Source organism: Polynucleobacter antarcticus, from assembly GCF_013307245.1.
Classification (GTDB): domain Bacteria; phylum Pseudomonadota; class Gammaproteobacteria; order Burkholderiales; family Burkholderiaceae; genus Polynucleobacter; species Polynucleobacter antarcticus.
This window is the reverse complement of record NZ_CP028941.1, coordinates 462,720-477,304: the sequence shown is the minus strand read 5'-3', so window position 1 is coordinate 477,304 and position 14,585 is coordinate 462,720. Positions and strand designations below refer to the sequence as shown.

The following is a 14,585-nucleotide window of genomic DNA, read 5'->3' as shown; positions in this document are numbered from 1 at the left end:
CAGTTATTCTGTTACATACTGATGTAGCAAATTCTCTCTATTTTATCGCTTTCAGGGAGTTGGACTGAGTAGTTATCCAGTAGCAGCAATGTAGATCCATTTTTTTAAGGGGTTCAAGCATGAGTAATGTCAATTTAGGCCTGTATTTTGCCCTAGCCTGTGGCGTTCTGGCTGTAATTTACGGCTTTGTAATGCGTAGCTGGATTTTGAGACAAAGTACGGGTAATGCCAAGATGCAAGAAATTGCTGAGGCTATTCAGCAAGGTGCGGCAGCGTATTTATCCCGCCAATACAAAACGATTGCCGTTGTTGGGGTGGTGATCACCATTTTGATTGCCTTCTTTTTGGACTTCGCAACCGCCATAGGATTTGTTATTGGCTCAGTACTTTCTGGTGCTTGTGGTTTTATTGGTATGAATGTATCCGTACGAGCTAATGTGCGAACGGCAGAGGCAGCTACCAAGGGAATGAATGAAGCCCTGAATGTCGCATTTAAAGGAGGCGCTATTACTGGCATGCTAGTAGTTGGCCTTGGTCTTCTCGGTGTCGGACTATTCTTTATGTTCCTTGTCTCAGTCGGTGCTGGACAGGACCTGACTGCAGTTTTACATCCACTGATTGGTTTGGCATTTGGCTCCTCCTTGATTTCCATCTTTGCCCGTTTAGGGGGTGGGATCTTTACTAAGGGTGCTGACGTTGGAGCCGACTTAGTCGGTAAAGTCGAAGCTGGCATTCCAGAAGATGATCCCCGCAATCCAGCAGTGATTGCGGACAATGTGGGTGATAACGTTGGCGACTGCGCTGGTATGGCAGCGGACTTATTTGAAACTTATGCGGTCACCTTAATTGCAACCATGGTATTGGGTTCCTTGATGATTACAGGAGCACCAGTGGAGGCAGTCATTTATCCGCTGGTCCTTGGTGGTGTTTCCATCATTGCATCGATCATTGGTTGCTCATTTGTAAAAGCTACCCCTGGTATGAAAAATGTCATGCCTGCTTTGTATAAGGGATTAATGGTTGCTGGCGGCCTATCACTTGTAGCCTTTTATTTTGTAACCAATTTCATCATGCCTGATGATGCATTGGGGATCGTGGGAAGCCAGTGGCGTTTGTTTGGATCGACAGTAGTTGGTTTGGTGTTAACGGCGGCATTAGTATGGATTACGGAGTACTACACAGGTACTCAATTTAAGCCTGTACAGCATATTGCAGAGGCTTCTACTAAAGGCCATGGTACAAACATCATTGCTGGCTTAGGCATCTCAATGAAGTCGACTGCTTACCCAGTACTTTTTGTGTGCGCAGCAATTTATGCCGCATATTGGTTAGCTGGAATTTACGGCATCGCTATTGCCGCAACTGCAATGCTTTCTATGGCAGGCATTGTTGTCGCACTCGATGCCTATGGCCCGATTACTGATAACGCAGGTGGTATTGCTGAAATGGCAGGTTTGCCACAGTCTGTGAGAGACATTACCGATCCATTAGATGCAGTTGGCAATACTACTAAAGCAGTGACCAAAGGCTATGCCATTGGTTCTGCTGGCCTAGCGGCTTTAGTACTTTTTGCTGATTACACCCATGCTTTGGAGGCTATTGGCCAGCAAGTGTCTTTTGATCTTTCTAATCATATGGTGATTATCGGACTCTTTATTGGCGGCATGATTCCTTATTTATTTGGTGCGATGGCGATGGAAGCAGTTGGACGTTGCGCTGGAGCCGTCGTTGAAGAAGTGCGCCGTCAGTTCCGTGATATCCCAGGGATTATGGAAGGTACAGCTAAACCTGAATATGGCAAGGCTGTGGACATGTTGACATCAGCTGCCATTAAGGAAATGATTGTTCCATCCTTATTGCCAGTGGTCATCCCTATTTTGGTTGGATTGATTCTTGGTCCTGCTGCTTTGGGCGGTCTTTTGATGGGTACCATCGTAACGGGTTTATTTGTAGCGATCTCGATGTGTACTGGCGGCGGAGCTTGGGATAATGCCAAAAAATATATCGAAGAAGGAAACTTTGGTGGCAAAGGTTCTGAGGCACATAAAGCGGCAGTCACTGGCGATACCGTAGGCGATCCTTACAAAGATACCGCTGGCCCTGCCGTGAATCCCCTGATTAAGATTATCAATATCGTCGCATTGCTGATCGTGCCATTGTTACCAGTAATGAGCTAATTAATCAGATGGAAAAATAAAACACGTATTCAGGATTAGAAAGTGAAAACGCCTAGCAATGCTAGGCGTTTTTTATTGGATTAAACGCAAGGCTTACTTAATCCAAAGTCTCTAAATAACGCTGAGCATCGAGGGCAGCCATACAGCCTGTTCCGGCACTGGTGATTGCTTGGCGATAGATGTGGTCCTGCACATCGCCCGCTGCAAATACTCCGGGGATATTGGTGGCAGTGGCATTGCCCTCTAAGCCAGAATGTGTTTTTAGGTAGCCATTGCTCATATCTAGTTGGCCAATAAATAGGTCTGTGTTGGGTTTGTGACCAATCGCAATAAAGGCGCCCGTCACAGCGATATCTTCTGTGCCTCCATCTTGATTTTTAATGCGAACGCCAGTCACTCCTTTTTCATCGCCAAGCACTTCCTCTAATGTGGCATTGAGTTTCAATTCCACTTTACCTTCGGCAACTTTAGCCATTAAGCGATCATTCAAAATAGGTTCTGCACGAAATTTATCGCGACGATGAATCACCGTTACTTTTTTTGCGATGCCAGTTAAGTAGAGCGCTTCTTCAACTGCGGTATTGCCACCACCAACGACGCATACATCCTGATTGCGGTAAAAGAACCCATCACAAGTAGCGCAACCAGAAACGCCGCGTCCCATGAATGCCTCTTCGCTGGGTAGTCCAAGGTACTGTGCGGAGGCGCCTGTGGAAATAATTAAGGCATCGCAGGTATAGGTGCCAGAGTCACCCACAAGCCGAATCGGTTTTTCTGTTAGAGCGGCAGTATGAATATGATCAAAAATGATCTCTGTATTGAAGCGCTCGGCATGCTTTAAAAACCGATCCATCAATTCTGGGCCCTGAACGCCATCGGGATCTGCTGGCCAATTCTCAACATCGGTTGTGGTCATCAGTTGACCCCCCTGGGCAATGCCAGTAATGAGAGTGGGGCTCAAATTGGCGCGGGCTGCATACACCGCAGCTGAGTAGCCTGCAGGGCCAGAACCGAGAATAAGTACTTTGGAGTGTTTTGGGGTATTTGTCGTCATACCCAAATTATAGGATTGCTTGATTACAATCGGAGGAACATGGCCAGAACCGCATATCCGAAGTCTAAAACCCCTTTAAACCAAGAGCCCCCAAAGCAGGAAGGGCAGGGTAGGATGCCTCGTCTCTTGCTGGAGGCCCGCTGGTTTATCTCCTGCGCCCTTTGCTTGGGTTTATTGGCTATTTTGTTGACTTACTCCAAGGGGGATCCTGCTTGGTCCCATGCCAGTTTTGAGTCGCCTAAGAACCTGGGAGGGCGTTTTGGAGCTTACATAGCCGATTTAATGCTCTATATCTTTGGTATTTCAGCATTTTGGTGGGTGGTTCTCTTTGGTCGCCGAGTATTAAGTGGCTGGCGTGATTTGTGGAGTATTCCATTGCCAATTGACCCAGATATCAAACCGGACTCTTTGCTAATCCGTTGGCTGGGCTTTGGACTCACCCTGCTCAGCAGTATGGGACTAGAGTCCGCACGCCTTCATTCTCTCCTTTGGGAGCTTCCAAGGCCGCCTGGGGGCATTTTGGGGGAGTTGATTGCTGACCCCCTCCAAATGACTCTTGGTTTCACGGGCGCTACCTTAGTTTTATTGTTTACTTTTTTTGCAGGCCTGTCTTTATTTCTCCACTTTTCTTGGTTAGATATCGCTGAAAAGGTAGGCCGCTCTTTGGAAGTCGCATATAAACGCTTACGCGAGCGGCGTGATAGCGAGGAAGATCGCAAGCTTGGTGAAGTCGCTGCAGAAGAGCGCGAAGAGTTTGTTGAGGAGTTCCGGGGTCGCGTAGAGATCGCTAAGCCAGTACAAATTGTTCGGCCTCCAGCAGAGATTGTAAAAAGCGCCCGCGTGGAGCGTGAGAAACAACAACCTCTCTTTGTGGATATCCCCGATTCAGAACTGCCGCCGTTGGCTTTACTCGATCCTGTGCCTGAGGCTAAGGAAACGATTTCTGAAGAGGTTTTGGAATTTACCTCCCGTCTCATTGAGCGCAAATTAGCTGAATTTAATGTTGAAGTCAAAGTGATTGCTGCTTACCCGGGGCCTGTTGTGACTCGTTATGAGATTGACCCTGCTGTCGGCGTCAAGGGTAGTCAGATTGTTAACCTCTCACGCGATCTGGCGCGCTCTCTAGGTGTTGTCAGTATGCGTGTGGTGGAAACCATTCCAGGTAAAACCTGCATGGCTTTGGAATTACCGAACCCAACACGTCAGTCCGTTTATCTCTCTGAGATTTTGACGTCACAGGTCTATAACGACAATCATTCACTCTTAACTTTAGCTCTCGGTAAAGATATTTCTGGCAGCCCAATGGTTGCAGACCTTGCAAAGATGCCGCACTGCCTAGTTGCAGGTACTACGGGCGCAGGTAAATCAGTGGGTATTAATGCCATGATTTTGTCTATTCTTTTCAAAGCAAAGCCAGATGAAGTACGCTTGATCATGATTGATCCGAAGATGCTCGAGATGGCAATGTACGACAAGATCCCACATTTATTGTGTCCAGTCGTGACCAATATGAAGGAGGCGAACAACGCACTCAATTGGGCAGTCAATGAGATGGAGCGTCGCTACAAACTAATGAGTAAGTTTGGCGTTCGTAACCTGGCTGGATTTAATAAAAAGATATTAGAGGCTGAGCAAAAAGGGGAGAAGCTCACTAACCCCTTTAGTTTGACGCCTGATGATCCAGAACCGATTTATAAAGCGCCTGTGATTGTGATTGTGATTGATGAGTTGGCCGATCTTATGATGGTCGCTGGTAAGAAGATTGAGGTATTAATTGCGCGTATTGCACAAAAGGCTCGCGCTGCAGGCATTCATCTCGTATTAGCTACGCAACGCCCGAGCGTGGATGTGATTACTGGCCTTATTAAAGCAAACGTACCGACCCGTATTTCTTTCCAGGTAAGCAGCAAGATTGATAGTCGAACCATCCTAGATCAGCAGGGTGCTGAGGCGCTACTGGGTATGGGGGATATGTTGTATATGGCCCCAGGCACTGGGCTACCAGTGCGCGTGCACGGTGCATTTGTATCGGATGACGAGGTTCATCGGGTCGTGGAGTGGTTAAAAGAAAAAGGCGAAGCCAATTACATTGATGGCGTGCTCGAGGGTGCCGATGAATCCACGATGGATGCTTTGACTGGAGAAGGCGGTGGTGAGGCAGACCCGCTCTATGATCAAGCAGTAGCGATTGTTTTAGAGAACAAGCGTCCCTCGATTTCTTTAGTGCAGCGTCATTTGCGTATTGGCTATAACCGTGCAGCACGCTTATTAGAAGATATGGAAAAAGCAGGACTCGTCTCTAAGATGGGTAATGGTGGTAATCGCGAGATTCTCCGTCGTTCGCCTGAGTAAGGCAAGTGTGGCGTATATATTTTTATCTAGAGTAGTTCTCGGAATAACCATTCTGGTTTCTGCCAGCATCATACGGCCTGTCATGGCTGCGGATGGTGATAGTGGTGCAGAGCAATTACGTCAGTTTGTGCGCAACTCTAAAACAGCAGAGGGTGAGTTTGTGCAGCAACAATTGCGGGCACCCAAAGCCAATGAACCGCAAGATAAGGGTTTAAAAGTGGTTCGTCAAACTCAGGGTCGTTTTGTATTTCAGCGTCCTGGACGATTTATATGGGACACCCAAAAACCTTACGAGCAAACACTGATTGCGGATGGCAAGCAACTCATCTTGTGGGATAAAGACTTAAATCAAGCTACTTTTAGATCATCAGGTCAGGCCTTGGCAAGCACGCCAGCAGCCATTCTATTTGGTGAAACTTCTTTAGACCAACACTTTGATCTCGTAGAGGGTGAAGAGCGTTTAGGCATGAGGTGGGTTGCACTCATCCCTAAGAGGAAACAAAATACCAGTAACGAAAAAGCCCATGATTTGCCGTACACTAAAATTTCAGTGGGCATGGCCAACAATTTGCCTAAAGCCCTGGAGTTGATAGATGGCTTGGGAAGCGTCGTGCTCGTTACCTTGGATAAGATACAGTTAAATATTTCTTTACCTGCTAACCGCTTTACGTTTAGTCCGCCTGCTGGTGCTGAAGTCTTGCGCTTAAACTAGAGTCCATAAACCTAATCGCGCTATTTATTAATACCGAATATTTTACACTGAGCAATATATGATTGATCCACAATTACTTCGCAAAGATATCGCTGCTGTAGAGGCACGCTTAGCCACTCGGAAATTTGAATTAGATGTTGAGAAATTTAATACCCTTGAGTCTGAGCGTAAATCTTTACAAACTCGAACAGAAGAGCTGCAAGCTAAGCGTAACCAGTTAGCCAAAGCTATTGGTATGAAAAAAGGGAAGGGCGAAGATGCTGCTGCTGAAATGGCAGAAGCTAGCCAAATCAATATCGACATGGAGGCCGGTGCTGCTCGCCTTGCTTTATTACAAACGGAGATATCTGATTTTTTAATGGGCATCCCCAATCTGCCGGATACGTCTGTGCCAGTCGGAAAAGATGAGCATCAAAACCAAGAAATTAAACGTTGGGGTGAAGTTCCAACATTTGATTTTGAGATTAAAGACCACGTTGACTTGGGTGCTCCTCTAGGATTGGATTTTGCAGCGGCTGTAAAGATCAGCGGCTCCCGCTTTGTGGTGCTGAAGGGCCCGGCTGCAAGATTGCATCGTGCACTTGCACAGTTCATGTTGGATACCCACACCACTAGCCATGATTATCAAGAGATTTATACGCCGTATATTGTGAATGCGGCCTCTATGCGGGGTACCGGTCAGCTACCTAAGTTCGAAGCGGACCTTTTTAAGGTTCCTCGCAAAATGGGCGGCGACCCACAGTCATCTGATGCGGGCGGGGAAGAGCGAGTGGAGAATTTCTACCTCATTCCGACAGCTGAAGTGCCGGTGACTAACTTGGTGCGTGATGAGATCGTGGATGCCGATAAGTTACCTATGAAATTTGTGGCGCATACCCCTTGCTTTCGGTCTGAAGCAGGAAGTTACGGGCGCGATGTGCGTGGCATGATTCGTCAGCATCAATTCGATAAAGTGGAATTGGTGCAGATGACCAAGCCAGAAGACTCTATGCAGGCCTTAGAGGAATTGACCGCTCATGCAGAAAAGATTCTGGAGTTACTAGAGCTGCCGTACAGAAAAGTATTACTGTGTACAGGTGATATGGGATTTGGTAGTACTAAAACGTATGACTTAGAGGTATGGATTCCATCACAGAATGCCTATCGTGAAATCAGCTCTTGCTCTAGCATGGGTGATTTCCAAGCAAGGCGAATGCAAGCAAGGTATAAGGTGGGTAGCAATAAACCAGAGTTACTTCACACCTTGAACGGATCTGGCTTAGCGGTAGGTAGAACCGGTGTGGCCTTGCTAGAAAACTGCCAACAAGCCGATGGGAGTATTCGGATACCCAAAGCATTGCAACCGTATATGGGTGGCTTAGAGGTGCTTAGGCCTACCTAATAAAGCATCGCAATAACTGAGTAGTACCAAGTTCATTCCTAGCCTCGTCTTGCAATCGGACTATCCCATCTTAGCTTCATGCCTTTCCCAATCCAAGACAATCCCTATCCGCCTCTGAAATTGACAGGGGCATTTATAGAGGACCTTGTCATATGGGAAATGGCAGTAAAGTTGATAGTATTCTAAAAGATACTATAATAAACCTTAAGATTTATACAGATGTAAATGGAAGTGCCCCATTCGAGATTTGGCTTCGTGCATTAAAAGATCCCTTGGCAAAGGCCAAAATTAGAGCCCGTCTTACTAGGCTTCAGGCTGGAAATTTAGGTGATTGCAAGCCGCTGCACTCGGGGGTGCAAGAGCTTAGGCTGGACTATGCTCAAGGTTTTCGAGTGTATTTAAGTAGACAGGGTAGCGAATGGATTCTGCTTTTATGCGGTAGTTTTAAGAGTAATCAAGAGCGAAGCATTAAAGAAGCAATTAAATATTTGGAAGATTGGAAAAGGCGAGGAAAGCCATGAGAACAAGTAAACGAGATAAAAGTTACGAAACTAGCTTGCTTGAGGCACTTACAGACCCTAAAGAGGCTGCAGCATATTTAGATGCGGTAATGGAATTAGAGGATCAAGGCGCAATGTTAATTGCATTGCGACAGGTAGCTAAAGCAAATGGAATGGCCGAGGTAGCGCGTAGCGCCTCCTTAGGTGAAAAAACGCTTTTTAAGTCACTAGCAGAAAGTGGTAATCCAACTTTAGATACTGTGAATAGAATTTTGCATTCGGTTGGCCTGAGATTAAGTGTGGCAGAAATTCATACTTAGTCGCAAGGGTTGCTCCCGGTATAATTGCGTTTCGGTTCGGAGAGGTGGCAGAGTGGTCGAATGTACCTGACTCGAAATCAGGCGTACTGTCAAAGGTACCGAGGGTTCGAATCCCTCCCTCTCCGCCAATGAGTCAATATAGATGGGTGTTCTAGCTGACTTTATCTCACTTTTATCATCCCTCCATAGAATTTGGAGTGCATAAAGAACATATTAACTTGAGCTTCTGCTAGTTCAGTATTGTTTTAATAAAGCAGCTCATTGCATCAAAACAGGGCGCTGGAAATTAAATCGATATATAAATGTTTGATAAGATCTTCACCATAATTTCTGAACAAGTAATATTGTATAAATTACATTATTAATTTAATTTATAAAGCTTAACTTAAGGTTTATTGATGAATGCCCATAGCTACTTAAAAATTATCATCATTGATGAGTATTTAGCAATTAAAGAACAATTTAAGGAATCTAAATTAGTTCTTATTGCCTTTATCGTCGCAATTATTGGATTATTAATTTATCTCAAACCGTTTCCAGATAAGACGCTCGCATTTGCCACATCTTATGCAGGCTCTGATTGGTCGATCTATGCTGAGACTGCCCGCGAGTATTTAAAACAAGAGGGGCTAGATGTCTCGATTGTAAATACGGATGGCGCTGTTGAAAATGTTCTTAGATTAAAAAATGATGTCGATAATGTGAATGTGGCTTTTACTTATGGCTCGGCATTAAATGCTGATCAAGTAAAAGGAATTTACTCCTTGGGGAGTATAGATTACCAGCCTATTTGGATATTTTACAGAAAAAGTAAGGTTGGTGTTATCACAAACATCGCTGATTTAGCTAAGCTTAAGGTTGGGCTTGGTCCAACTAAGAGTGGCTCATACATTATTGCTAAGAAATTATTTCAAGCTTACGATATCAACATTGATCAATTGGAAAATATCAAATCTAATTCCTTTTTAGCCACTGAGGAAAAGTTTTTAAAAGGTGAATTCGATGTACTAATTAGTGTTTCCTCTCACCTTGACCCAATCATACAAACCTTAATGCGCGAGCCAGGGGTAGAGCTTTTTGATTTTAAGTATGCTACCGGCTTTCAGAAAGTATTTAACTCTTTTGTGGCTTTGAAATTACCAGCTAGCTCAATTGATGTTTATAAAAAACTACCTCATCAAGATGTAGGACTGCTTGCGACAACTACTAGCCTCGTGGTTCGAAAAGATATGCATCCAGACCTACAATTGGCGCTTTTGATTGCTGGAAAAGATATGCTGAGGAATTCTACGGATCTATTCTTTTCCAAACGTAACGAATTTCCCGCCTACATGGACCCAACTATTCCATTAAGCCCAGTAGCAGCAAGATTTTATGACTATGGCCCGCCACAAGCGATGCGATATTTGCCATTTTGGTTGGCGGGTTTTGTCGATCGTGCTTGGCTTTTATTATTGACGATATTTGCAATTTTTTATCCTTTATCTAAATTAAATCTTCACATTAGAAAATTTAGATTTAGCATTCGAAAGCGACCTTATTATGAAGAAATGCTTGCGATTGAAAATAGGATATGCCATGAGAATCTGAGTGATGAAGATAAAAAGAAAATTTTTGAGCGTTTGAATATTATTAATATCAATGCGATTCAACATCACGTTCCTATTGGTGACGAAAGTGAATATTTTAGTTTTCTTCACGCGATTCATCTATTGAAGATGAAACTAAAATTTGATTAACACGTACCGCGTCTTATTAATTTAATTTCTAGAACAGTCTATTCGGGATCAATTAGCCGCTAAAAGTTACTACGTGGTCTGCTACTAAATGAATGCCAATCTTTTCGCCAATTGCGTGGTCATGATGGCTCGGAACAAAAGCAAAAATCTCTATTCCTGAATTGAGTTTGAGGGTGTACAGAAAGTCTGCTCCTCTAAAAGTCTTTCTCACTACTTCTGCCTGCATTGCGCTGTGATCATCATGGACAATATCATCGGCGCGCAGCAAAACATCAATTTCTTTACCAATGGTATAGACCTGATCTTCATCTAGATCAAGCTCACCAAGTTCAATCTTTACTTTTCTGTCAGGCTGAACAATGCCTTTAACAAAAACACCGCGACCAATAAAGTCGGCAACATAGCGATTAATAGGTTGGTGATAGAGCTCATAGGGCGCATCCCATTGAGCTACTTTCCCTTCTGCCATGACACCTATTTTGTCTGCAATTGCAAATGCCTCAAATTGATCATGGGTTACCAGCAGAGCGGTGATGTTATTACTTTTAAGAATATCGCGCATCTCCGTAGCAAGACGCTCGCGAAGATCAATATCCAGACTGGAGAAGGGCTCATCTAGCAAAATTAAATCTGGCTCGGGAGCCATAGCTCTAGCCAGGGCAACTCGCTGCTGCTGACCACCGCTTAACTCATGTGGGTAGGCATCTGCTTTGTTTGAGAGTGCTACGCGCTTGAGCCATTCTTTAGCTACAGAGGCTCTTTGTGTATTGGGGAATGAACGCAGGCCAAATGCAATATTCTCTAAGACATTCAGATGTGGAAAGAGTGCAAAGTCCTGAAAAACCATACCAATGCGTCTTTGATTGGTCGCCAGATGAATCGATGGAGAGCTAACCAGCGTATCGCGCAGACGTATTTGGCCGGCCTTGACTGGCTCAAAACCGCAAATTGCACGCAGAACAGTCGATTTTCCGCAGCCAGAAGAGCCTAGGAGGCAGCCAATCTCACCCTCTTCAAGATCTAAATTAAGGTCTTTCACCGCGACAACACGGTCGTTGTTGTCTCGACCGGGGTAGTCGATTTCAAGTCCCTGAATAGAAAGCAGTGTGTTTACTAAGTTCATCCCTATAATTTTCTCATCAATGCTAATGGTTTAATACATAGCTAGAGTCTAAACGGAATGCCGATTTGATGAATCGTATTGTGGTGCCCCTTGCCTTGTTGTTATTTTTGCCCCTATTTGGTCTGGCAGCGCCCTTCCTATTTCCCAATTTTAGTACCCATACGGATCTCATGGCATCCGGTACGCTCAGCCATTTATGGAACTTTGTTCTTGGGGGTTATATCGCCTCTACTTTAGTGTTGATTTTCGGGGTAGGGCTTGGCGTTTTTATTCTAGGTGTAGGTAATGCGTGGATTATTGCCAGTTATGATTTTCCAGGAAAAAAAGTATTTGAATGGGCTTTGATTCTGCCTTTAGCAGTACCTACCTATGTGATGGCCTACCTCTTTGTCGATGTACTGCAATTTTCTGGGCCCTTACAAAGTGCTCTGCGAACATTGCTTGGAGCAGATACTCTCTGGTTCTTTCCTGATCCTAGATCTATGAGTGGTGCCATCTGGTCATTCTCATTCTGTTTATTTCCATACGTCTATCTCATTACACGCACAGCTTTTCTGGAGCGTAGTGGTCGTCTGATCGAAGTATCAGAAACCCTTGGCTATAGTCCACTACAAGGGTTCATTAAATTAGTATTACCCATGGCGAGGCCAGCAATCTTTGCTGGTATGGCTTTGGCACTGATGGAAGTGTTAGCTGACTTTGGAGCAGTCTCTTACTTTGGTGTACAAACCTTCGCCACGGGTATTTTTAAGGCATGGCTATCCTTTGGAGACCGCTTGGCAGCAGTTCAATTAGCACTTGGATTACTGAGCTTTGTATTGCTGATATTTTTTATGGAGCAAAGCAGTCGCTCAAAATTACGCTATGCAGCTACTTCACAGAGTAAGCCTCTTCCTAAAGTATTGAGAGGTAAAGCCGCATATATTGCATTTGCTTTTTGCGGATTGACCTTGTTGTTTGGGTTCTTATTACCTGCGTTTGCATTATTGCAATTACTGTATCAGCAAGGTTTTAGTGTGGATGCTCGATATTTTGATTGGTTAAGAAACTCTTTATCTGTCTCGATGGTGACCGCAATCATCTCTGTAGTGCTCGCTCTATTTTTTGCTTACGCAGTGAGGCTCAATGCCCAGTTGGCATGGGTAAATCGATTGCTAGGATTTGGTTATGCGCTTCCTGGAGCAGTACTGGCTATTGGTATCCTTTCTTTTTTAGAGATCTTCCAATTGGCTTGGTGGATGTCTGCCAGTATGTTGGTCCTGGTATACGCTTATTTAGTCCGATTCTTATCATCCAGCCTGCAAAGCGTAGAGGCTGGGCTGACTCGTATCACGCCCTCTATGGATGGTTCTGCTGCTCTATTGGGGCTTTCTAAAATACAAATATTGCGTAGGGTGCACGTACCACTCCTAAAGCGCAGCCTTATTACTGCAGGCTTATTTGTGTTTGTGGATGTGATGAAAGAGTTGCCGGCAACCTTGTTATTACGGCCATTTAATTTTGATACTTTGGCCGTGGCCACCTATCAATTGGCTGCGGATGAACGCTTAGCGGAGCTCGCCTTACCTTCCTTAACCATTGTTTTAGTTGGGCTTTTTCCGGTATTGATACTTTCTAGAGTGATCTCCAAGTCCTAAAAATCTGTAATCACCCTGTTTTATAACTGATAATCATTCGTATTTGTGATATATTGGGTCTCATCTAATATTCATTCTCAATGCGATCATGACTACTCAACAAGCTCTCAAAATTGTCACTATGTGCGGACTCATGGTTTCCGCGTTGGCTTCTGTAAATGCGCAGTCCATCAAAGAGGGTGGTGGCAACAAAGAGCTCAATCTCTATTCGGCTCGCCACTATCAAACGGATGAAGCGCTATACAAGAACTTCACCAATAAGACAGGTATCAAAATTAATCGTATTGAGGCGGATGACAATGCTCTGGGAGAGAGATTAAAAAGCGAGGGTGCTAACAGTCCGGCCGACGTGATTTTGATGGTAGACGCTGCGAGGCTGTGGCGTGCCCAAATAGATGGCTTCTTTAAGCCTATTGAGTCTAAGTACCTGGAGAGTCGGATTCCGGAAAATTTGCGCGCCAAACCAGATCCCGAAGGTTCTACTTGGTTTGGATTCTCAACGAGAGCACGTTTAGTGGTTTACAACAAAGCGAAAGTAAACCCACAAGACGTTGATACCTACGAGAAGCTTGCAGAGCCCATAAACAAAGGCAAGGTATGCACTCGCTCTGGCGCTCATCCTTATATGCTGTCCCTGATTGGTGCAATGATTGAACGCCGCGGCGAGGCTGCTACAGAAGCATGGGCTAAAGGCATGGTGAACAATATGGCTCGCCCTCCAAGAGGCGGTGATACGGATCAAATTAAATCGGTTGCCTCAGGTGAATGTGGGGTAGCACTCACGAATTCTTATTACTTGGTGCGGTTATTGCGATCTACTAAGCCTGAAGATCAAGCGATAGTGTCAAAGATTGGATTTATTTGGCCTAATCAACAAACTAGTGGCGCGCATATCAATATTGCGGGTGGTGGAGTCGCCAAAAATGCACCGCATTCGCAGGCAGCCATTCAGTTCTTAGAATATCTGGCTAGCGATTCAGCGCAAGAGTACTTTGCCAACGGTAATAATGAGTGGCCTGTAGTCAAGTCTGTGAAAATTGAGAATGAAGGTCTCAAATTGTTGGGACCATTTAAGGCTGAAAATATTTCTATTGCCGCTATTGGTAGAAATCAAATTGCAGCCCAGCGAATTTTGGATCGAGTAGGCTACAAGTAAGCAAGAAGGACTATAAAAAACTTACTCGCTTTACTAATGCCTCGAGATCAACGGCAGCAGATTGATATGTTTTCCCATCCTTATTATTCACGATCACACCAATGCCAGCAACAGGCGCTAGGCTATCGATTTTAAATCTGCCTATATTAGCTTGCTGTCTAATAAAGCAATCTTCATCAAAAAATAATCTATCTCCGTTATCGTCAATTTCGTCTGAGTCAATACTGGTAAAGCCAATCAGCTCTTGAAGCGCCTCCTTAGTATCGGCAATATCTACGTAGCTGACTGTTTTGGTATTGGGATTGATTAAAAGTACCTGGATCATTTGCATCTTTCTCATTGATAATGAAATTACCTAAGTAGTAATCGTAATTGAAAGTCAGAGGCATTGCATTGGAAGGTCGTTAAAATGAAATATTCTTACATCACGCACA

Annotated in this window: 12 protein-coding genes and 1 tRNA gene; 10 read left to right on the top strand and 3 right to left on the bottom strand. The window is 44.5% G+C overall.

Annotated elements, in window-relative coordinates; translation table 11 throughout:
• The first annotated feature begins 119 nt into the window (after positions 1-119).
• Positions 120-2,177, top strand: a complete 2,058-nt coding sequence (locus DCO16_RS02510) for a sodium-translocating pyrophosphatase (RefSeq protein WP_173942199.1) — start codon at positions 120-122, stop codon at positions 2,175-2,177.
• A 97-nt stretch (positions 2,178-2,274) separates the two neighbouring features.
• Here DCO16_RS02510 and trxB read toward each other — a convergent pair whose 3' ends face one another.
• Positions 2,275-3,231: a thioredoxin-disulfide reductase gene (gene trxB, locus DCO16_RS02505; RefSeq protein WP_173942198.1), complete on the bottom strand. Its 957-nt coding sequence runs from the start codon at positions 3,229-3,231 to the stop codon at positions 2,275-2,277.
• Positions 3,232-3,270: 39 nt separating this feature from the next.
• Here trxB and DCO16_RS02500 point away from each other — a divergent pair, with 39 nt between their 5' ends.
• From DCO16_RS02500 to DCO16_RS02470, 7 genes are all read left to right on the top strand, one after another.
• A complete protein-coding gene (locus DCO16_RS02500; RefSeq protein WP_173942197.1) occupies positions 3,271-5,583 on the top strand; it encodes a DNA translocase FtsK in 2,313 nt (770 codons plus the stop codon).
• Entirely contained in the window at positions 5,543-6,295 is a 753-nt protein-coding gene (gene lolA, locus DCO16_RS02495) for an outer membrane lipoprotein periplasmic chaperone LolA (protein ID WP_254598079.1), read from the top strand. Before DCO16_RS02500 ends, lolA begins: the two co-directional genes overlap by 41 nt.
• 58 nt (positions 6,296-6,353) lie before the next feature.
• Entirely contained in the window at positions 6,354-7,676 is a 1,323-nt protein-coding gene (gene serS / locus DCO16_RS02490; RefSeq protein WP_173942196.1) for a serine--tRNA ligase, read from the top strand.
• Positions 7,677-7,828: 152 nt separating this feature from the next.
• Positions 7,829-8,197 carry a type II toxin-antitoxin system RelE/ParE family toxin gene (locus DCO16_RS02485; protein WP_173942195.1) on the top strand — a complete coding sequence of 123 codons (369 nt, stop codon included), beginning with the start codon at positions 7,829-7,831 and terminating at the stop codon, positions 8,195-8,197.
• Positions 8,194-8,496: an addiction module antidote protein gene (locus DCO16_RS02480; protein ID WP_173942194.1), complete on the top strand. Its 303-nt coding sequence runs from the start codon at positions 8,194-8,196 to the stop codon at positions 8,494-8,496. Before DCO16_RS02485 ends, DCO16_RS02480 begins: the two co-directional genes overlap by 4 nt.
• A 38-nt stretch (positions 8,497-8,534) precedes the next feature.
• Positions 8,535-8,624 (top strand) — tRNA-Ser (locus DCO16_RS02475).
• A 270-nt stretch (positions 8,625-8,894) separates the two neighbouring features.
• Positions 8,895-10,235 carry a TAXI family TRAP transporter solute-binding subunit gene (locus DCO16_RS02470; RefSeq protein WP_173942193.1) on the top strand — a complete coding sequence of 447 codons (1,341 nt, stop codon included), beginning with the start codon at positions 8,895-8,897 and terminating at the stop codon, positions 10,233-10,235.
• Positions 10,236-10,287: 52 nt separating this feature from the next.
• Here the strand turns inward: DCO16_RS02470 and DCO16_RS02465 are convergent, their stop codons facing one another.
• On the bottom strand, positions 10,288-11,358 hold the full coding sequence (locus DCO16_RS02465; RefSeq protein WP_173942192.1) for an ABC transporter ATP-binding protein: 1,071 nt from the start codon (positions 11,356-11,358) through the stop codon (positions 10,288-10,290).
• Between the two features lie 68 nt (positions 11,359-11,426).
• Here DCO16_RS02465 and DCO16_RS02460 point away from each other — a divergent pair, with 68 nt between their 5' ends.
• Positions 11,427-12,995 carry an ABC transporter permease gene (locus tag DCO16_RS02460; RefSeq protein WP_173943738.1) on the top strand — a complete coding sequence of 523 codons (1,569 nt, stop codon included), beginning with the start codon at positions 11,427-11,429 and terminating at the stop codon, positions 12,993-12,995.
• 133 nt (positions 12,996-13,128) lie between these two features.
• Entirely contained in the window at positions 13,129-14,151 is a 1,023-nt protein-coding gene (locus DCO16_RS02455; protein ID WP_173943737.1) for an extracellular solute-binding protein, read from the top strand.
• A gap of 10 nt (positions 14,152-14,161) precedes the next feature.
• Here DCO16_RS02455 and DCO16_RS02450 read toward each other — a convergent pair whose 3' ends face one another.
• A complete protein-coding gene (locus tag DCO16_RS02450; protein WP_217426685.1) occupies positions 14,162-14,476 on the bottom strand; it encodes a hypothetical protein in 315 nt (104 codons plus the stop codon).
• Positions 14,477-14,585 lie beyond the last annotated feature (109 nt).

What these genes read in the sequence shown, in the direction of transcription:
- DCO16_RS02480 (WP_173942194.1), top strand. Translation starts at nt 8,194, where the DNA reads ATGAGAACAAGTAAACGAGATAAAAGTTACGAAACTAGCTTGCTTGAG.
- lolA (WP_254598079.1), top strand. Translation starts at nt 5,543, where the DNA reads ATGGTGGTAATCGCGAGATTCTCCGTCGTTCGCCTGAGTAAGGCAAGT.
- DCO16_RS02510 (WP_173942199.1), top strand. Translation starts at nt 120, where the DNA reads ATGAGTAATGTCAATTTAGGCCTGTATTTTGCCCTAGCCTGTGGCGTT.
- DCO16_RS02485 (WP_173942195.1), top strand. Translation starts at nt 7,829, where the DNA reads ATGGGAAATGGCAGTAAAGTTGATAGTATTCTAAAAGATACTATAATA.
- DCO16_RS02450 (WP_217426685.1), bottom strand. Translation starts at nt 14,476, where the DNA reads ATGATCCAGGTACTTTTAATCAATCCCAATACCAAAACAGTCAGCTAC.
- trxB (WP_173942198.1), bottom strand. Translation starts at nt 3,231, where the DNA reads ATGACGACAAATACCCCAAAACACTCCAAAGTACTTATTCTCGGTTCT.
- serS (WP_173942196.1), top strand. Translation starts at nt 6,354, where the DNA reads ATGATTGATCCACAATTACTTCGCAAAGATATCGCTGCTGTAGAGGCA.
- DCO16_RS02460 (WP_173943738.1), top strand. Translation starts at nt 11,427, where the DNA reads ATGAATCGTATTGTGGTGCCCCTTGCCTTGTTGTTATTTTTGCCCCTA.
- DCO16_RS02470 (WP_173942193.1), top strand. Translation starts at nt 8,895, where the DNA reads ATGAATGCCCATAGCTACTTAAAAATTATCATCATTGATGAGTATTTA.
- DCO16_RS02455 (WP_173943737.1), top strand. Translation starts at nt 13,129, where the DNA reads ATGGTTTCCGCGTTGGCTTCTGTAAATGCGCAGTCCATCAAAGAGGGT.
- DCO16_RS02500 (WP_173942197.1), top strand. Translation starts at nt 3,271, where the DNA reads ATGGCCAGAACCGCATATCCGAAGTCTAAAACCCCTTTAAACCAAGAG.
- DCO16_RS02465 (WP_173942192.1), bottom strand. Translation starts at nt 11,358, where the DNA reads ATGAACTTAGTAAACACACTGCTTTCTATTCAGGGACTTGAAATCGAC.